This is a genomic window from Sphaerisporangium cinnabarinum, from assembly GCF_055567015.1.
In genome coordinates this window covers 1-19,562 of sequence record NZ_JBVHRG010000005.1, presented here as the reverse complement: position 1 = coordinate 19,562, position 19,562 = coordinate 1, and the positions used below count along the sequence as shown (strand labels likewise).

12 protein-coding genes are annotated in these 19,562 nt (G+C 73.7%); 11 read left to right on the top strand and 1 reads right to left on the bottom strand.

Going from position 1 to position 19,562, the window contains the following annotated elements:
• Positions 1-16: 16 nt before the first annotated feature.
• The 9 genes from ACZ4MO_RS08875 to ACZ4MO_RS08835 all read left to right on the top strand — a co-directional run bounded on the left by ACZ4MO_RS08875 (position 17) and on the right by ACZ4MO_RS08835 (position 15,474).
• Entirely contained in the window at positions 17-1,018 is a 1,002-nt protein-coding gene (locus ACZ4MO_RS08875; RefSeq protein WP_175009948.1) for a TIM barrel protein, read from the top strand.
• 223 nt (positions 1,019-1,241) lie between these two features.
• Positions 1,242-2,489, top strand: a complete 1,248-nt coding sequence (locus ACZ4MO_RS08870) for a Gfo/Idh/MocA family oxidoreductase (protein WP_175009947.1) — start codon at positions 1,242-1,244, stop codon at positions 2,487-2,489.
• Positions 2,486-4,144, top strand: coding sequence for a sugar ABC transporter ATP-binding protein (locus ACZ4MO_RS08865; RefSeq protein ID WP_083385120.1), 1,659 nt, complete (start codon positions 2,486-2,488; stop codon positions 4,142-4,144). The genes ACZ4MO_RS08870 and ACZ4MO_RS08865 overlap by 4 nt, the downstream gene beginning before the upstream one ends.
• Positions 4,141-5,187, top strand: coding sequence for an ABC transporter permease subunit (locus tag ACZ4MO_RS08860; protein ID WP_175009946.1), 1,047 nt, complete (start codon positions 4,141-4,143; stop codon positions 5,185-5,187). Before ACZ4MO_RS08865 ends, ACZ4MO_RS08860 begins: the two co-directional genes overlap by 4 nt.
• Positions 5,184-6,266, top strand: coding sequence for an ABC transporter permease subunit (locus tag ACZ4MO_RS08855; RefSeq protein WP_175009945.1), 1,083 nt, complete (start codon positions 5,184-5,186; stop codon positions 6,264-6,266). Before ACZ4MO_RS08860 ends, ACZ4MO_RS08855 begins: the two co-directional genes overlap by 4 nt.
• A 148-nt stretch (positions 6,267-6,414) precedes the next feature.
• Positions 6,415-7,638 carry a substrate-binding domain-containing protein gene (locus ACZ4MO_RS08850; protein ID WP_175009944.1) on the top strand — a complete coding sequence of 408 codons (1,224 nt, stop codon included), beginning with the start codon at positions 6,415-6,417 and terminating at the stop codon, positions 7,636-7,638.
• Positions 7,639-7,894: 256 nt separating this feature from the next.
• Entirely contained in the window at positions 7,895-8,767 is an 873-nt protein-coding gene (locus ACZ4MO_RS08845; protein WP_175009977.1) for a sugar phosphate isomerase/epimerase family protein, read from the top strand.
• A 105-nt stretch (positions 8,768-8,872) separates the two neighbouring features.
• On the top strand, positions 8,873-14,458 hold the full coding sequence (locus tag ACZ4MO_RS08840; protein WP_499278747.1) for a ThuA domain-containing protein: 5,586 nt from the start codon (positions 8,873-8,875) through the stop codon (positions 14,456-14,458).
• A 113-nt stretch (positions 14,459-14,571) separates the two neighbouring features.
• On the top strand, positions 14,572-15,474 hold the full coding sequence (locus tag ACZ4MO_RS08835) for a hypothetical protein (RefSeq protein WP_186810502.1): 903 nt from the start codon (positions 14,572-14,574) through the stop codon (positions 15,472-15,474).
• A gap of 162 nt (positions 15,475-15,636) precedes the next feature.
• Here ACZ4MO_RS08835 and ACZ4MO_RS08830 read toward each other — a convergent pair whose 3' ends face one another.
• Positions 15,637-16,275, bottom strand: a complete 639-nt coding sequence (locus ACZ4MO_RS08830) for a GNAT family N-acetyltransferase (RefSeq protein ID WP_175009942.1) — start codon at positions 16,273-16,275, stop codon at positions 15,637-15,639.
• A 185-nt stretch (positions 16,276-16,460) separates the two neighbouring features.
• Here ACZ4MO_RS08830 and ACZ4MO_RS08825 point away from each other — a divergent pair, with 185 nt between their 5' ends.
• The gene (locus tag ACZ4MO_RS08825; RefSeq protein ID WP_175009941.1) at positions 16,461-17,261 is read left to right on the top strand and encodes a 5-oxoprolinase subunit PxpA; all 801 of its coding nucleotides are present in this window, start codon (positions 16,461-16,463) and stop codon (positions 17,259-17,261) included.
• Positions 17,258-19,051, top strand: a complete 1,794-nt coding sequence (locus ACZ4MO_RS08820) for a 5-oxoprolinase subunit B/C family protein (RefSeq protein WP_255437379.1) — start codon at positions 17,258-17,260, stop codon at positions 19,049-19,051. The genes ACZ4MO_RS08825 and ACZ4MO_RS08820 overlap by 4 nt, the downstream gene beginning before the upstream one ends.
• The last annotated feature ends 511 nt before the right edge of the window (positions 19,052-19,562 follow it).

Below are 19,562 nucleotides of genomic sequence, written 5' to 3'. Positions count from 1 at the left end.
CGAAGGAGACACGACCATGGCACGACCGATCACCCTCTTCACCGGGCAGTGGGCCGACCTGCCGTTCGAGGAGGTGGCACGCCTCGCGTCCGGCTGGGGCTACGACGGCCTGGAGATCGCGTGCTGGGGCGACCACCTCGACCCCTGGCGCTGGGACGACGACGAGTACGTCCAGGGCAAGCTCGACCTGCTGGCCAAGTACGACCTCAAGGTCTACGCGATCTCGAACCACCTCAAGGGCCAGGCGGTGTGCGACGACCCGATCGACCAGCGCCACCGCGACATCCTGCCGGACGTCGTGTGGGGCGACGGCGACCCCGAGGGCGTGCGCCAGCGTGCCGCGGAGGAGATGAAGCACACCGCGCGCCTCGCGGCGAAGCTGGGCGTGAAGACCGTCGTGGGCTTCACCGGCTCGGCGATCTGGAAGTACGTCGCGATGTTCCCGCCCGTGTCCCAGGAGGCGATCGACGCCGGGTACCAGGACTTCGCGGACCGCTGGAACCCGATCCTCGACGTGTTCGACGAGGTCGGCGTCCGGTTCGCGCACGAGGTACACCCGAGCGAGATCGCGTACGACTACTGGACGACGGTCCGCACGCTCGAGGCGATCGGGCACCGGGAGGCGTTCGGCCTCAACTGGGACCCGAGCCACATGGTCTGGCAGGACCTCGACCCGGTGAGCTTCCTGTGGGACTTCAAGGACCGCATCTACCACGTGGACTGCAAGGACACGAAGAAGCGCATGCACAACGGCCGCAACGGCCGGATGGGCTCGCACCTGGCCTGGGCCGACCCGCGCCGCGGCTGGGACTTCATCTCCACGGGCCACGGCGACGTGCCGTGGGAGGACGCGTTCCGCATGCTCAACACGATCGGCTACGAGGGTCCGATCTCGGTCGAGTGGGAGGACGCGGGCATGGACCGTCTCGTCGGCGCGCCCGAGGCGCTGGAGTTCGTCAAGAAGTACGCGTTCGACGCGCCCGAGGCGGCCTTCGACGCCGCGTTCTCGACCAAGTAGCACCGCAGTCTCCCCGCCGGTCGGCCGTGCCGACCGGCGGGTGGGGGCAGTCCGACACGCCACCGCCCCCGGTCGTCCGACGGCCGGGGGCGGTGGCGTGCCCGCGTCCGGGACCGGCCGTGTGAGCCTTCACATTTGTTTCGCGGCTTGGGTTATCTAACCGTGACGATCAATGTTCGGCTTTTGCTTGACCCTCGACATAAGTGCCCCTACGTTGTCATCCATGCGAGCCGACGACGTCGCGCAGGACGTGCGTACCCCGGTGCTGGAGCCGGAGACGCCCCTCCCGGGAGCGACCACGCCAGGGGCCTCGACCGCCCGAAGCACCTTCCCCGCCAGCAGCCCCGACGAGCTCGGGCTGCCCGCCGCCGGGTACCGCGCCGGGATCCTCGGCACCGGGTTCATGGGCGGGGTCCATGCCCGGGCCGTGCGCACGGGCGGAGGACGCGTCGTGAGCGTCGCCGCCGCCGACCTCGACATCGCGCGAGCGGCCGCGCCGGGCCTCGGTGCCGAGCGCGCCGTCGCGACGGTCGAGGAGCTGCTCACCGACCCCGAGGTCGACGTGGTGCACGTGTGCACGCCCAACCACCTGCACGTCCCCCTGGCGCGCGCGGCGCTCGCCGCCGGCAAGCACGTGGTGTGCGAGAAGCCGCTCGCGACCGACGTCGCGGGGGCTGTCGAGCTCGCCGGCCTCGCGGCCGCGGCGCGCGACCTGGACGGCCGCGTCGCCGTCGTGCCCTTCACCTACCGCTTCCACCCCATGGTCCGCGAGGCGCGCGAGCGCGTGCGCCGCGGCGAGGTGGGCACCGTCTCGCTCGTGCACGGCTCGTACCTGCAGGACTGGCTCCTGCGCGACTCCGACGACAACTGGCGCGTCGACCCCGCGCTGGGCGGCGCGAGCCGCGCGTTCGGCGACATCGGCTCCCACTTCTGCGACCTGCTGGAGTTCACGACGGGCCAGCGCATCGTGCGTCTCGTCGCGCAGTCGGCCACGGTGAACCCGCAGCGTCGGGGCGCCGACGGCGTCGTGCACGAGGTCGCGACGGAGGACGCCGTGACGCTCCAGTACGCCACGGACGGTGGCGCGCTCGGCTCGGCCGTGATCTCCCAGGTGTCGGCCGGCCGCAAGAACCGGCTCTACCTCGAGATCTCCGGCTCGGAGTCGACCCTGGCGTTCGACCAGGAGCAGCCCGAGACGCTCTGGGAGGGCCGGCGCACCACGTCGCGCCTCCTCGTGCGCGACCCCGAGGCGCTCTCCCCGGCGGCGGCCCGGTACTCGCGCCTCCCCGCGGGCCACGCCCAGGGCTACCAGGACTGCTTCGACGCGCTCGTCGCCGACACCGCCGCGGCCATCGGCGGCAGCGTCCCGGACGGCCTGCCCACGTTCGACGACGGCCTGCGGGCCGCGCGGCTCGCCGACGCCGTGGCCGCGTCGGTGCGGACGGGCGGCTGGGTCGAGGTCGCGTCGTGACCGCGACGACGACGCGCGAGCCGCGGCCTGCCGCGGGGGAGGGCGACGACCGCCCGCTCCTGCGCCTGCGCGGCATCGGCAAGGAGTTCTTCGGCAACTCCGTGCTGCGCGACATCGACCTCGACGTGCGTCCGGGCGAGGTCCACGCGCTCGTCGGCGAGAACGGCGCCGGCAAGTCGACCCTCATGAAGATCATCGCGGGCGTGCACCGCCCGGACGCGGGCACGCTCGAGCTCGACGGTGAGACGACGACGTTCGCCTCGCCCCTCGCCGCGCAGCACGCGGGCGTGTCGACGGTGTTCCAGGAGTTCAACCTCCTGCCCGAGCGGTCCGTCGCCGAGAACGTCTACCTCGGCCGTGAGCCGCGCCGCGCGGGCCTCGTCGACCGGCGGCGCATGCACGCGGACACGACCGCCCTGCTCACCGAGCTCGGGCTGACCGGGCTCGCGTCGTGGACGCGCGTCGGCTCGCTGTCCGTGGCGCAGCAGCAGATCGTCGAGATCGTCAAGGCCGTCTCCTACGACGCGCGCATCATCTCGATGGACGAGCCGACGGCGGCGCTCGCCGACCAGGAGGTCGAGCTCCTCTACGAGCTCGTGCACCGGCTCAAGGAGCGTGGCGTCGCGATCCTCTACGTCTCGCACCGCCTCAAGGAGATCTTCGACCTCTGCGACACCATCACGGTGCTCAAGGACGGCAACCACGTGCTGACGACCCCCACCGCGGACATCGACCCGGACCGGCTCGTGCGCACGATGGTCGGCCGCGACTTCGCGGGGTACTTCCCCGACAAGGACCCGTCGATCGTCCCGGGCGAGGTGCGGCTCGCGCTCGAGGGCGTCGGCAACACCCAGGTCGACGACGTGTCGCTGGAGGTCCGTGCGGGCGAGATCGTCGCGCTCGCCGGGCTGCAGGGCTCGGGGCGCACGGAGATCGCGCACGGCGTCTTCGGCATCGCGGGCTTCACGCGCGGCCGCGTCCTCGTCGGCGGGAAGCCGGTCGACGTGCGCTCGCCGCGCCAGGCGGTCCGCGCCGGTCTCGCGCTCGTGACCGAGGACCGCAAGGCCGAGGGGCTCGCCCTGGGCCAGTCGATCCTCGCCAACGCGCGCCTCGTGCTCGACGCCGTCGTCCCCGGCCAGGCCGACCGACGCGCGAGGCGCATCCCGGGCATCCTCTCCTCGCTCGAGCTCGTCGCGAGCTCGCAGGAGGCCGAGGTCCAGTACCTGTCGGGCGGCAACCAGCAGAAGGTCGTCCTCGCGAAGTGGCTCGTCACGGACCCGCAGGTCATCGTGCTCGACGAGCCCACGCGCGGCATCGACGTGGGCGCCAAGCGCGCGGTCTACGACCTCATGCGCGAGCTCACGGCGAACGGCGTCGCCGTCCTGTTCATCTCGTCCGAGCTCCCCGAGGTGGTCGCCATGGCCGACCGCGTGCTCGTCATGCGCGACGGCCGCCTCGCGGGCGAGCTCCCCGCGGGCAGCGACGAGGAGACCGTCATGGCGCTCGCCACGGGCGCGGGCGAGGACACCTCCGGCGAGCACGTCCAGGTCGACCTCGGCGCCCTCGCCGACGCCGACGACCTCCCGGGCGCGGAGCCCGGGACCGCGCCCCGCAGCGCCCCGCACGCCCCCGACGGCCCGAAGGAGCACCGATGAGCACCGCGGTCGCGACCGCCGCCCCCACCGCGCGCCGCGCGCCCGCGCGCCGCCGCCGGCTGGGGTCGACGGAGATCGTCTACCTCGCCCTCGTCGGGATCCTCGTGATCGCCGGCGTCCTCGTGGCCGTGGGCGGCGGCAACCTGTTCAGCACGGCGAACACGGCGTACATGCTCACGCAGACGAGCCTGCTCGGCTTCGTCGCGATCGGGCAGACGTTCGCCATCCTGTGCCGCTCGCTCGACCTGTCCGTCGGCTACGTGGTCGCGCTCAGCTCGATCGTCGGCGCGACGACGATGGCGGGCGACCCGTCGCGCGTCTGGCTCGGCGTTCTCGCGGCGGTGGGCGTCGCGGCGGTCGTCGGCCTCGTCAACGGGCTCGTCATCGCGAAGCTGCGCGTCAACGCGTTCATCGCGACGCTCGGCGTCGGGCTCATCATCAAGGGCTACCTCGACACGCAGTTCAAGGGCCCGGCGGGGGAGGTGCCCGCCTCGTTCCAGATGTTCGGGTACACGCGCGTCGGGCCGGTCCCGGTCTCGACGATCGTCATGCTGCTCGTCGCGGTCGTGGGTGTCGTGCTCCTGACGCGCACCCGCCCCGGCTACCACATGTTCGCCGTCGGGGGGAACACCGACGTGGCGCGGCTCTCGGGCATCCGCACGGACCGGACCCTGGTCCTCGCGCACGTGCTGTGCTCGGTCTGCGCGGGTATCGCGGGCCTGCTCATCGCCGCGCGCTTCGGCACCGGCAACGCGCTCGTCTACTCCTACGGCCTCGACCTCGACTCGATCGCCGCCGTCGTCCTCGGCGGGACGCTCCTCATGGGCGGCCGCGGCTCGGTCGTCGGGACGGTGGGCGGCGTGCTGATCCTCGCCGTGCTCGACACGGTGTTCAACGTGCTCGACGTCGACCCGTTCTTCAAGGACGTGCTGCGCGGCGTCATCATCATCGCCGCCGTCGCCCTGTACGCCCGGCGCCAGATCGACCCGGCGAGCAGCCGGGCCCGCTTCCGCCCGACCCGCACCGGAGGTGCGTCCGCATGACCACCGACACCACGCGCCGGAGCATCCCGGCGCGCGCGCCGCGGGCCGGCTGGCTCGAGCGCCTCACCGCGGGCGGCAGCTGGACCGTGTTCGCGCTCCTCGTGCTCGTCTTCGTGGCGATCCTCGTGATGAACCCGTCGTTCGGGGAGCCGATGTCGCTCATGGCCTTCGTCAAGAAGGCCGCGCCGCTGATCATCCTCGCGATCGGCCAGTACTTCGTCATCGTCTCCGGCGAGTTCGACCTGTCGGTCGGCTCGCTCGTCGGAGCCCAGGTCGTCATCGCGGCGAAGCTCATGGACGGCGAGGACTCGATGACCTGGCCCGTCATGGCGCTCATGGTCGTCTTCGGCCTCGCGGTCGGGCTGGTCAACGGTCTCGTCACGACGCTGCTCAAGGTGCCGTCGTTCATCACGACGCTCGGCATGATGCTCGTGCTCTACGGCGCGATCCGGCTCTGGACCGGCGGCGCACCCACGGGCGCCCTCACCGACGGCTTCCGACAGTGGGGACGCGGGGGCATCCCCGACAACCCGGGGCAGTTCCAGGTGCCGTACGCGCTGCTCGTCGTCGTCGTGCTCGGCGTGGCCGCGGCCCTGCTCATGCGCCGCCCGTTCGGCCGCACGCTCGTCGCCACGGGGGACAACGACGTCGCGGCGGGCTACGCGGGCGGCTCCGTGTGGTGGGTGCGCACGCGCGCCTTCCTCCTCTCGGGCTTCATGGCGACCGTCGCGGCCGTCCTCATCGGCGGCTACGCGGGCGTCACCGCCCAGGTCGGGCAGGGGCTGGAGTTCATGGCGATCACCGCCGTCGTGCTCGGGGGCGTCGTCCTCGGCGGCGGGCGGGGGACCGTGATCGCCGCGATGGCGGGCGCGCTCACGCTCGAGGCGCTGTTCACCCTCTTCAACCAGCTCAGCCTCCCGTCGACGATCCGCCCCGCCGTGCAGGGCGTGATCATCATCGCGGCCGTCGCCTACGCCGCGCTGCCGCGCCGGTCGCGGCGCCGCTCGTCCACCCCCGACGCCCCGCCGGCGGCGGGCCCGACCCCTGCACCGAAGGAGCCCGCCCCCGCGAACGCCTGAGCCCCGCGCGCCCGGCGACGCCGCCCGCGCGACCACCCCGCGCACGACCCCTGCCGGACCCCCGCGCACGACCGTGCGCCGGCACCCGAGCTGTACCCCTTCCCCGCACGTTGCGGGACGACGACGTCTCACCAAGGAGAAGAAGGACATGCGACGTACACGAGCACTCCTGGCCGGCACGGCGGTGGCCACGCTGTTCCTCGCGGCCGCCTGCACGACCGACACCCCCACCGACACGGGCGGGGAGACCTCGGCCGAGGAGAGCCCCGCGAGCGAGGAGTCCGGCGGCGCCGACTCCGAGTGGTTCGTCCAGGCGGACTACGACCGCCAGCTCGCGCAGCGCGAGGTCGTGCCCGAGGGCCCGGCCGACCAGCCGTGGCTCCAGGCCATCGAGCCGGAGTACGTGGACACGGCCGAGCTCGCGAGCGAGGGCGGCGGCAAGACGCTGTGCTTCTCGAACGCGTCGGTCTCGAACCCGTGGCGCGTGACCGGGTTCATCACGATGCAGCAGCAGGTCGACGTCCTCACCGAGGAGGGCGTGATCGGCGAGTTCCGCGTCTCCGACGCGGCCGACGACGACAACAAGCAGATCTCCGACATCCAGGCGTTCGTCGAGGCCGGCGACTGCGACGCGATCGTCATCTCGCCGTCCACGACGGCGACCCTCACGCCCGCCGTCGAGGCGGCGTGCGAGTCGGGCAAGCCCGTCATCGTGTTCGACCGCGGCGTCAACACCGACTGCATGGTGACGTTCATCCACCCGATCGGCGGCTACGCGTACGGCGCCGACGGCGCGGAGTTCCTCGTCGAGAACCTCGAGCCCGGCTCGAAGGTCCTCGCGCTGCGCATCCTGCCCGGCGTCGACGTGCTCGAGAACCGCTGGGCCGCGGCCGACAAGATCTTCTCCGAGTCGGAGCTCGAGGTCGTGGGTGCCGAGTTCACCGGCGGCGACGGCGCGAAGATCAAGGACATCGTCACGCAGTACCTCCAGCGCGGGGACGTGGACGGCATCTGGATGGATGCCGGCGACGGCGCCGTCGCGGCCGTCGAGGCGTTCGAGGACGCGGGCAAGCCGTACCCCGTCTTCATGGGCGAGGACGAGATGAGCTTCCTGCGCAAGTGGAAGGACACGGACATGACCGCCATCGGCGCCGTCTACTCCAACTTCCAGTGGCGCACGCCGGTCCTCGCGGCGCAGATGATCTGGGCCGGCGAGCAGGTGCCGTCCGAGTGGGTCCTCCCGCAGTCCCCGGTCGTCGCCGAGGACCTCGACGCCTACCTCGAGGCGAACAAGGACATGCCGTCCCTGCACTACGCCAAGTTCGGCGGCGAGGACCTGCCCGGGTTCCCGGAGGCCTGGACCGACCGCTGACGCCAGCACCACCCCGGTCCGGCCGCGCGCCGGACCACCTGGGGCCGCCCGGTCGCCGTCCGACCGGCCGGGCGCCCCGCCCGCCCGCCCGACGGCGCGGCGCACCTCCCGCACGGGGGCGCGCCGCGGCGTCGGGCACGCGGGCGGGACGGCCGAGTGCTCGGACCCGACGAGAGAGAGCGACGTGGCTCTTCCCGGCCCGACCCCCGCGCGCCGCGCGACCGACCTGCTCCCGCCCGACGGCGCGCCCGCCCCGGTGCGCCGGCGCGCGCTCGGCGTCAACACGTGGGTGTGGACGTCGCCCCTGACCGACGACGCGCTGCGCGACATCGCCCCGCGCGTCGCGAGGTGGGGCTTCGACGTGCTCGAGCTGCCCGTCGAGAACCCGGGGGACTGGGACCCGGCGACAGCGGCCGCCGTCCTCGCCGACCACGGTCTCGGCGCGAGCGTCTCGCTCGTCATGGGCGAGGGCCGCGAGCTCGTCGCCACGGACGCCGCGACGGTGCGCGCGACGCAGGACTACCTGCGCCACGTCGTCGACGTCGCGCGCACCGTCGGCGCGCCGGTGATCGGCGGCCCGGCGTACGCGTCGGTCGGGCGCACGTGGCGCCTCGGCCCGGCCGAGCGCGAGGCCGCCTACGAGGAGCTCGCCGAGCACCTCGCCCCGGTCGTGGAGCACGCCATGGCGGCGGGCGTCGTCGTCGGGCTCGAGCCGCTCAACCGCTACGAGACGAGCCTCGTCAACACCGTCGACCAGGGGCTGGAGGTCGTGCGGCGCCTGCCCGCGGCCGGCATCGGCCTCATGCTCGACGTGTACCACATGAACATCGAGGAGACGGACCTGCCCGCCGCGGTGGCACGCGCGGGCGAGCGCATCGCGCACGTCCAGGTGTGCGGCAACGACCGCGGCGCACCCGGCACCGACCACCTCGACTGGCGCGGCCTGCTCGCCGCGCTCGACGCGACCGGCTACGACGGACCGCTCGTCATCGAGTCCTTCACCGCCGAGAACGCGACGATCGCCACGGCCGCCTCGATCTGGCGCCCGCTGGCGCCGACCCAGGACGCCATCGCCGTCGATGGCCTCGCCTACCTGAAGGGACTGATGCCCGAGCCGGAGAGCACGTAGCCGTAGTCGCAGACGACCGCCGGCGCCGGCACGCCGCGGGATGACGACCACCCTGCCCGGACGACGACGTCCGGGCCCGCACGTCATGCCCCTGGAGGCACCACGATGACTGCACGACGCCCACGCAGGGCGAGATCGGTCGCCGCCGCACTGACCGTCGGGGCGCTCGCGTTCACGCTTGCGCCCGTCACGACGGCTGCTGCCGCGGACGACCCCGTCCCCGCGGAGGAAGAGCACAAGGTGCTCATCTTCACCAAGACGACCCAGTTCCGGCACACCGAGGCGATCACGCAGGGCACGCCCGTGCTCGAGGCCGCGTTCGCCGAGGTCGGCATCGAGTCCGACCACACCGAGGACTCCTCGGTGTTCACCGACGACAACCTCGCGCAGTACGACGCCCTGGTCATGTTCCAGACGTCGGGCGACCCGTGGAACGCGGACGAGAAGGCCGCGCTCGAGCGCTACCAGCAGGCGGGCGGCGGCATCGTCGCCATCCACAACGCGACCGACATGCGCGGCAGCTACCAGTGGTGGGACGACATGATCGGGGCGCTCATGCCCGGTCACGCCGCCACGGGCAACAGCCCTGGCCTGCCCGGCACGGTCCGCGTCGAGGACCGCACGCACCCGTCGACCGAGCACCTCTCCCAGCGCTGGACGCGCGCGGACGAGTGGTACAACTTCTCGGCCAACGTCCGCGGCAGCGCGCACGTCCTCGCCACGATGGACGAGACGACGTACGACGCGGGCGGCAACAAGATGGGCTACGACCACCCCATCTCGTGGTGCAAGCCCTACGACGGCGGTCGTGCCTGGATGACGGGCATGGGCCACTTCGGGGCGCACTACACGCAGGAGCCCGACTTCGTGCAGCACGTCGTCGGCGGCGTGCAGTGGGCGGCGGGCCTCGCCGAGGGCGACTGCGGCGGCACCGACTGGGGCTCGTTCGAGAAGGTCGCGCTCGACTCGAACACGAGCGCCCCCTTCGGCATGGACGTCGCACCCGACGGCCGCGTGTTCTACACCGAGCTCGTGCGCGGGCAGGTCCGGGTCTACGACCCGCGGACGCAGAACACGACGACGGCGCTCACCCTCCCGGTGTACTCGGGCGGTGAGGACGGCCTGCTCGGCATCGCGCTCGACAAGGACTTCGCGGAGAACGGGTACCTGTACCAGTACTACTCGCCCGCGAGCTCGAACGACTCCGACCCGGCGAACTTCTTCAACCGCGTCTCGCGGTTCACGGTGTCGTCGGACGGCCCGGGCGCGACCGTGATCGACCCCGCGTCGGAGAAGGTCCTGATGGAGATCCCGGCCGGGCGCCTGCCCGACGAGCCGGGCCACACGGGCGGCGGCCTGCTCGTCGACCACGAGACCGGTGACCTGTACATCGGCGTGGGCGACGACGTGAACCCGCACTCCGAGCCGTCCGGCGGCTACGCGCCGATCTCCGAGCGCGACGGCACGTTCCACGACGCGCGCGCGACGTCCGCGAACACGAACGACCTGCGCGGCAAGGTGCTGCGGGTCCACCCCGAGGACGACGGCACGTACACGATCCCCGAGGGCAACCTCTTCGCCCCGGGCACCGAGAAGACGCTGCCCGAGATCTACGCGATGGGCTTCCGCAACCCGTTCCGGTTCACCATCGACCCGAAGACGGGCTACCTCGGCGTCGCCGACTACTCGCCGGACAACGGCTCGGACAACCCGGCGAACCGCGGCCCCGCCGGCATCGCCGAGTGGAACCTCATCAAGGAGCCGGGCTTCTTCGGCTGGCCGCTGTGCATGGGGAACAACGAGCCGTTCCGCGACGTCGACTACCGCACGAGCCCGGTCACGGTCGGCGGCTTCTTCGACTGCGACGCACCGGTCAACGACTCGGTGAAGAACACCGGCCTCACCGAGCTCCCCGCCGCGCAGCCGGCCGACCTCTGGTACGGCTACCAGCGCTCGTCGGTGCCCGGCGTCATCAACGCCGGCGGCGGCCTCGCGCCCATGGGCGGCCCGTTCTACGAGTACGACCCGGAGCTCGACTCCGACACGAAGTTCCCGTCGTCCTACGACGGCAAGGCCTTCTTCTACGAGTGGGCCCGGAACAAGATGTACACGATCGACCTCAAGGACCCCGAGGCCGCGGCCGGCGTGACCGACGTCGAGAAGGTCAACCCCTTCCTCCCGCAGGAGCAGTTCCTCGCGCCGATCGACTCGAAGTTCGGCCCCGACGGCGCGATGTACGTGCTCGACTGGGGCGGCGGCTTCGGCCGTGACAACCCGAACTCGGGCCTGCACCGCATCGACTACCTGTCGGGCTCGCGCTCGCCGGTGTCGAAGCCGGTCGCGACGCCGGACTCCGGCATCGCGCCGCTCGAGGTGTCGTTCGACGGGACCGGGAGCACCGACCCCGAGGGCGAGGCGCTCACGTACGCGTGGGACTTCGACGGTGACGGCACGACGGACTCGACGTCCGCCGCCCCGAGCCACACCTACACGGAGAACGGCGTCTACGACGCCCGCCTCACGGTGACCGACCCGGCCGGGAAGGTGGGCACGGCGACCGTGCCGATCACGGTCGGCAACACGCGGCCCGAGGTCGACTTCGGCCTGCCGCCCACCGGCTCGTTCTTCACCTTCGGCGACGACATCACGTGGGACGTGGCCGTGACGGACGCCGAGGACTCGCCGGACGGCGAGGCCATCGACGACGAGCAGGTCATCATCCAGCCCGCGCTCGGCCACGACGCGCACGCGCACCCCTCCGAGCCGCTGCACGGCCGGACGGGAACCGTCGCGACGAGCCTCGGCGGCGGCCACGGCGAGGACATGAACGTCTTCTACGTGATCGACGCGCGCTACACCGACCGCGGTGGCGTGGACGACGTCCCGGCCCTCACCGGCTCGGACACCACGCTCATCTTCCCGAAGAAGCGGGAGGCGGAGTTCCACGCCGACTCCGACGGCACCACGACGATCCCGAGCCGGGACGTCGAGGGCGGCGGCTCGGTCATCACGGGGTCGAACGGGGCCTGGGCGTCGTACGACCCGGTGAGCCTGTACGGCGTGCAGGCGCTCACGCTGCGCGTCGCCGCGGCGGCCGAGGGCACGATCGAGCTGCGGCGCGACGCCGCGGACGGCGAGCTCCTCGGCACGGCGCAGATCCCGCAGACGGGCCTCGGCACGTTCACCGACGTGACCGTGGACGTCACCGACCCGATGGAGCCGTTCACGCTCTACGTCGTCTTCCCCGGCGCGGGCGAGCGTCGCCTCAACTTCGTCGAGGCCGACGGCAAGGGAGTCTCCGGCACCACGCGCCCGAAGGTGCGGATCACCGCGCCCGAGGCGGGCGTGCGCCTGGAGCAGGGCGAGATCACGGTCACGGCCGAGGCCGACGACACGGAGAACACGGTCACCGAGGTCGAGTTCTTCGTCGACGGCGAGTCGATCGGGACGGACACCGAGGCGCCGTACGAGGCCACCTGGGAGGTGACGGCGGACAACAACTACGAGCTGACCGCGGTCGCGACCAACGACAAGGGCCTCTACACGCGGTCCCGCGTCGTCGTGACGCAGGTCGGCGACCTCTTCGGGGGCATGAAGACCTTCACCAACGCGAACGGGACGTTCGAGCAGCTCGCCGAGGGCAAGTACCTCATCACGTCGGGCGGCGCGAACATGTGGCAGGGCACCAACGAGTACTCGACCATCTACCGCGAGCAGGGCGCCGACGAGAACTGGTCGGCGACCGTGAGGATCAACAGCCAGGGCAACTCGAACGGGTCCGCCAAGGCCGGGATCATCGTCCGCAACGACGTGACGCAGGTCGGGAGCTCGCCGGGCTACGCGGCCCTGGGCATGCGCCCGAGCGGCGGGTTCGAGTGGCTCCGCGGCAACGCGGCCGGCCAGCTCGCCACGTCGTCCGCCGCGAGCTCGACGAGCTACCCCGCGTGGGTGCGGATCGTGCGCGACGGCGACCTGTACACGGCCTCCTGGAGCAAGGACGGCGAGAACTTCACGCAGATCGGGGAGCCCCAGGCCCTCCCGGGTGCGGCGTCCGTGCAGGACGTGGGGCTCTTCGTCACCGCGCACAGCACGTCGGCCACGAGCGCCGTCGAGTTCCAGGACTTCGTGTTCGACGACGACCCGCAGACCGGGGGACCCGGCGAGGAGACCCCGCCGCAGTGCCTCGCGCAGGCGTCGGACGAGTTCGACGGCGACACCCTCGACCCGCGGTGGACCGTCGTCCGCCAGGCCGACGGCAAGCCGATCACCGTCGCCGACGGCCACGCCGTCCTGCCGGTCGTGCAGGGCGACATCAACGAGGCCGTGACCGGGCCGATCAGCTACCTCGGTCAGGCCGCACCCGCCGGGGCCTGGACGCTCGAGACGAAGCTCGACGTCCCGCTCGCCCGGCACTGGCAGCACGCCGGCCTCCTGGTCCACGTGACCGACGACGAGTACACCAAGCTCGCGTTCACGAAGAACCAGAACGGCAACCGGTTCCTCGAGTTCCAGACCGAGACCGGTGGCGCCCGCACGTGGCACGGCCAGACGAACGTCGCCGGGGACTTCCCGTCGACGATCCACCTGCGCCTCGTCTCGGACGGCTCCGCCATCACGGCCGCGTACTCGGCCGACGGCCAGACGTGGACGGCGCTCGCAGGCTCCGCCCCCGTGAAGCCGGGTGCGACGTTCGGCGTCATGGCCGGCGGCGACACGGCGGCCCCGGACTCGGTCGCCCGGGTCGACTACGTGCGCGTCACGGGCGACGGGTCGGACGACGGCGAGCGCGAGCCGAGCGACGAGTTCGAGGGCGATGCCCTCGACGGCTGCCGCTGGGACGCGGTCGTGCGCTACGACGGGTCGAAGGTCGCCGTCGCCGACGGCGAGCTGCGCATCACGACCCAGCCGGGCGACATCAACGCCGGCGACAACGGCGACCCGCGCAACTTCGTCCTCCAGACGGCACCGGAGGGCGACTGGGTCGTCGAGACGCGCTTCAAGGCGCCGCTCGTGCACCGGTGGCAGCTCGCGGGCCTCATCGCGTACGGCGACGACGACAACTACGTCAAGGCCGACGTGCTCGCGAAGAACGCCCCGGGCGCGGCGCTGAACCTCGGCGCCGAGCTCGTCTCGGAGAAGGGCGGACAGTTCGGCAACGGCGGCAACCGCCAGCTCGAGCTCGCCGACTCGACCGAGTCGGGCTACTGGTACCTGCGGCTCGAGAAGGTGGGCAGCACGTACCAGGGCTGGGTCAGCGACGGCGGGGTGAGCTGGACGCCGCTGGGCGACCCGGTCACGAACGACGCCGCGCTGACCAAGGTCGGCCTCATGGCGATCGGCCCGGAGCAGGAGACGCCGGTCACCGTGGCGTTCGACTGGTTCCGTCTCACGACGGAGTCCGAGCCCGAGCCCACGGTCGACGTCGAGGTCACCGCCTCGGCCCGCTGCCTCGCGGGCAAGGCGTACCTCGCCCTCCGCGCGACGAACGCCGACGAGGCGCCCGTCGCGGTCACCCTGACCTCGCCGTTCGGCTCCAAGGAGTTCGGCGCGGTCGAGGTGGGTGCCAACGCCTACCAGTCGTTCGCGTCGCGCGCGACGTCGTTCGAGGCGGGCACGGCGACGGTCACGGCGACGCTCGGCGACGTCACGACCGAGATCGAGGTGCCGTACGACGCCGTGAGCTGCGGCTGACGGCGGGCCGGTGACGGGCGACCCGCTCCCGTCACCGGCCACCACCTGCGCCGGCCCGGCCCGCGGGCCGGGCCGGCGCAGGTGGCGGGACGACCACAGGACAGGAGCGACAGGTGGCACAGCGCACCTCGGCACGGACGCCGACGACCCGGACCCCGGCGGGAGGAGCCCGGAAGGGCTCCGGCCGCACCGACGGCCCGACGACGACGCCGGCGCGCTCCCGCCCTGCCGACCGGGGCGGTGCCGGCCGCCCCGAACCCCGGCCACCGGCGCGCGTCCGCGCGCGCCGGTGGTTCGTGGGCCTCGACCCCTGGCGCCGCGTCCTGCTCGTCGTCGGCGCGCTCGCACTCGTGGCCGTCGTGGTCGCGGCGGTCGTCGCGCTCACGCGCGGCGGCGCGGCACCGGACGAGGAGGGCTTCGCCGTCGACCCGGCGCGCGTCGCGGAGCTCGAGGCGGCCGAGGAGGCGCGCGACGCCGAGAACCTCGTCGCCTCGATCGACCACGCCCGGTACCTCCAGACCGAGCTCGTCCCCGTCCTGCGCGGCCTCCACGCGGTGCTCCCCGTCGACGGGTCGAGCGCCGTCCCCGCGGACCCGGCGGACGTCACCGCGTGGCGCGCGACGGTGGACGGCCTCGTCGCGGAGACGGAGTCGCTCGCGAGCGGCTCCTCCGAGCACAACATCGTCCGCAACGGCATGCTCACGTCGCTCGAGCTCGTCGGGGACGCGCTCGACGCCGTCGGGCTCGCCGCGAGCGCCGACCCCGCCGCGGCCCCGGACCTGTACGCCCTCGCGGGCGACCTGCGCACGCGCGCGGTCGAGACGTGGGGGCTCGCCGCCGTCCAGCTCGACCTGCGCTCGACCGCCGGCGGCCAGGGCCACGTCCACGTCTTCCTGCCCGTCCACCCCGACGACTCGCTCGACGGCGGCCTCGGCCTCGGCCACGCGGGCGGCGACGAGGGCGGCCACGAGGGCGGCCACGAGGGCGCCGACGGCGAGGACGCGCACGACCACTGAGGCACCGCCGACCGGTCGACGACCGGTCGCCAGCGACCGACCACCGACCGACCAGCGACCGACCGACCACCGAGCAGCCGCGGCCCGCACGGGCCGCCCACCGACCTCCCGGTCGGGCGCCCTCCGGGGTGCAGGCCGAGCCCGACCGGGACCTCCCGTCCGTCAGCGGCGGGGCAGGGCCATGACGACGTCCGCATGGGTCTCCCCGCCGACGACGTACGTCCGGCCGCCCACCACGGCGAACCCGTGCTTGCGGTAGAAGGCCTGGGCGCGCGCGTTGTGGCCGTTCGTGCCGAGCCAGAGGGGGAGCCCGGGCCCGAGCAGCGCCGCGGCCCCCGTCGTCGCGGTCATGAGCATGCTCGCGACGCCCGTGCCCTGCGCGGCGGGGCGCACGTAGACCTTCGACAGCTCCACCGCCTCGCCCGGTCCGACGGCGGCCGCGACGTCCGGGTCGTCGGGGACGCCTCGCGCCAGGAGCGCGTACCCGAGCGGACCGGTCGCGGCCACGGACGACCCGACGCCCGTCGCGGTGCCCGCCGATGCGCCTGCCGACGTGCCTGCCGAGTCGCCGGGCGACGCAACCGACTCGACGAGCAGCAGAGCGTGCGCGGCGCTCGCGGCCCACGCGCGGAACCGGTCGGGCGAGAGCTGTGTCGCGACGTGCTCGGCGATCGCGTCGGGCGACGTGCCCGGCGGGCACGCGAGCGGGAACGTGATCGCGGCCAGGTCCGCGAGGGCGACGGCGTCGGCGGTCGTCGCGCGGCGCACGGCCGTCGTGGCGGTGGTGGTGTCGTCCGGCATGCCAGGAAATCTACGCCCGTGGTCTGCGCGCGGGGCGCGACCGGCCCCGCGGCAGCCCTCCGGCGGGACGTCGCGGTAGGACCTTGCGGTGGCACCGCGGTGGCACCGCGGTGCCACCGCGGTGGCCCGCGCGACCGCCCTCGCCGTCGGGCCCGCCGGGCGCGCGTCCCGGGCATGATGGACGCGTGACGCGCATCGACCTCAACGCCGACCTCGGCGAGGGCTTCGGCCGCTGGACCCTCGGCGACGACCAGGCCCTGCTCGGCCTCGTGACCAGCGCCAACGTCGCGTGCGGCTTCCACGCGGGCGACGCGACGACCATGCGGACCGTGACGCGGGACGCCGCCACGCGCGGGGTGCGGGTGGGCGCGCACGTGAGCTACCGGGACCGGGCGGGCTTCGGACGACGGTTCATGGACGTGGACCCCGGCGAGCTCGCGGACGAGGTGCTCTACCAGCTCGCCGCCCTCGACGGGTTCGCCCGGCTCGCGGGGGACCGCGTGCGCTACGTCAAGCCGCACGGCGCGCTCTACAACGCGATCGTCCACCACGAGGCGCAGGCCCGGGCCGTCGTCGACGCGGTGCGCGCCTACGACCCCACGCTGCCCGTCGTCGGGCTCCCCGGCTCGGCGGTGCTGCGGCTCGCGGACGCCGCGGGCCAGCCCACCGTCCGCGAGGCCTTCGCCGACCGCGGCTACCTCCCCACGGGCGAGCTCGTCCCGCGCGGCCGGCCGGGCGCCGTCGTGCACGACGGCGACGAGGTCGCCCGTCGCGTCGTCCGGCTCGTGACGACCGGCACGGTCGAGGCTGCGGACGGCACGTCGCTGCGCGTCGAGGCGGACTCGGTGTGCGTGCACTCGGACACGCCCGGGGCCGTCGGGCTCCTCGGGGCGCTGCGGACCGCGCTCCAGGAGGCCGGGGTCGTGGTCCGGCCCTTCGTCGACACCGCGCACGGCCGGTCGGCGGGCGCGGGCGCCGTGCCGTGACCGCCGGAGGGTCGCCCGCTCCCCGGCCGCCGGTCCGCGAGACCGCCGCCGTCGGCCCCGCCGCCATCGACGGCATCGACGGCATCGACGGCATCGACGGCGGGGTGACGGTGCACGCGTACGGCGAGGCCGCGCTGCTCGCCGACCTGCACGACCTTGCCGCCGTGCGCGCCCTGCACCAGGCCCTGGGCGACGCGCCGCCCGGCGTGGTCGACGTCGTCCCGGCCGCCCGTACGGTGCTCGTGCGCTGCGCGACGCCCGCGGACGTCCCCGCCGCCCGGGCCTGGCTGCGCGCGGCCACGCGACGGGCGTCGACGACCGGCACGACCGCCCGCGCCGGGGAGGTCGTCGAGATCCCCGTGCGCTACGACGGACCCGACCTGGACGACGTCGCCCGCTGGGCGGGCCTGAGCGTCGAGGAGGTCGTCGCGCGGCACCACGGCCGCGAGTACGAGGCCGCGTTCGGCGGGTTCGCGCCCGGCTTCACCTACCTCTCCGGAGTCGATCCCGCGATCGCCGCCCCGCGCCTGGCCACCCCGCGCACCCGCGTGCCCGCGGGCTCGGTGGCGCTCGCGGGCGGTCTCACCGCCGTCTACCCGGGGGAGTCCCCGGGTGGCTGGCGGCTCCTCGGCCGCACCGACGCGCGGATGTTCGACGTCGACCGCGACCCGCCCGCGCTCGTCGCGCCCGGCGCGCTGGTGCGGTTCGTTCCGGTCCGCGCGGCCGTGGTCGTGGGCAGCGGTGCGGCCGTCGCCCGGGACGGCGGGGCGTCGCACCCGCTCGACGTGAGCGCGGCGGGCGCGGACGGGCCGCACCCCGACGGGCGGGACGCGGAGGAACCGGGCGCAGCCGGGCGCGACGCGGAGGACGCGCAGGACGGGGCCACCACCCCCTCGCCACCGGCCCCGCGCGCCCTGGAGGTGCTCGCGACGGGTCCTCTCGCGCTCGTCGAGGACGCCGGGCGCCCGGGGCTCGCTGCGGTCGGCGTCGGGCCGTCGGGAGCGGCCGACCGCGCGTCGTACGCGCTCGCGAACCGGCTCGTGGGCAACCCGGACGGGGCGGCGGCGATCGAGGTCGCCCTCGGTGGCCTCGCCGTGCGGTTCGCCGGCGGGGCGGTCGTCGCGCTCGCGGGGGCAGCGGTCGCGGCGAGCGTGGACGGCAGCCCGGTCGGCATGCACGCCGCCGTCCGGGTGCCCGACGGCGCGGTCCTCCGCCTCGGCCTGGCGACGCACGGGCTCCGGACGTACGTCGCGGTGCGGGGCGGCCTCCTGCCGCCTGCCGTCCTCGGGTCGCGCTCGCGGGACGTGCTGGCTCGGCTCGGACCGGAACCCCTGCGGCCGGGCGACGTCGTCGGGGTGGGGGACGCGCCGTCGGGCACGTGGCCGTGGGGAGACGTGGCCCCCGTGCGGTTCCCGCCTGGCGCGCCCCGCCCCGGCGAGGGGGCGGGCGCGATCCTCGAGGTGCTGCCCGGGCCGCGGGCCGACTGGTTCCTCCCCGGCGCGGGGCACGCGCTGCGGGCGCTGCGGACCGTGACGCCGGACAGCGACCGCGTGGCGCTGCGACTCGACGGGCAGGCGGTTCCCCGCCGCCCCGGGGAGCTCGCGTCCGAGGGGCTCGTGCGCGGCGCGGTCCAGATCCCGCCCGACGGCCGTCCCGTCGTCTTCCTCGCGGACCGTCCCGTCACCGGCGGGTACCCCGTCATCGGGGTGCTCCGGGAGCGGGACGTCGACCGCGCGGCGCAGCTCCGACCGGGAGACCGGGTGCTCCTGCGCCTCGCCACGAGCGGCTGAGCCTGAGGCACGGGAGGCACGGGGAGCGAGACGGCGACGGCCCGGCGACCCTGGACAGCGAACGACGCGCGGGGGAGCGATGCCTGATGGCGCCGGGTACGGAGCCGAGCCACGAGCGATGACTCCGTGTGGGCCGGGTCACCGGAGAGCGGCTTGACCTCGTCGCGCGGCGCCGCGTAATGTTCTGGATGTCGGCCCGACAGGGAGGAACAGACACCGCCTCGAACGATCGAGGGTGGCTGGTCCCGGGGTCGAAACCCTTCCACTGCATGGCGTAGAGTGTTCTCTGCCCGCGACGAGGAAGACCACGGCGACTGGACCACGGCGAACAGCCGGGGTTGAGGAGCCGGGGAAGACCTGGTAAAGTTGAAGGGTTGCCCCAAGCGAGGTTCTGCCCGGTCGGGTGGTGCTGAGTTGGTGTGTGTCGGTTGTTTGAGAACTCAACAGTGTGCTTGTTAGTCAATGCCAAATTTTTTGTCCCTGTGGCATGGCTGGCCTGGTTGCCCGTCGG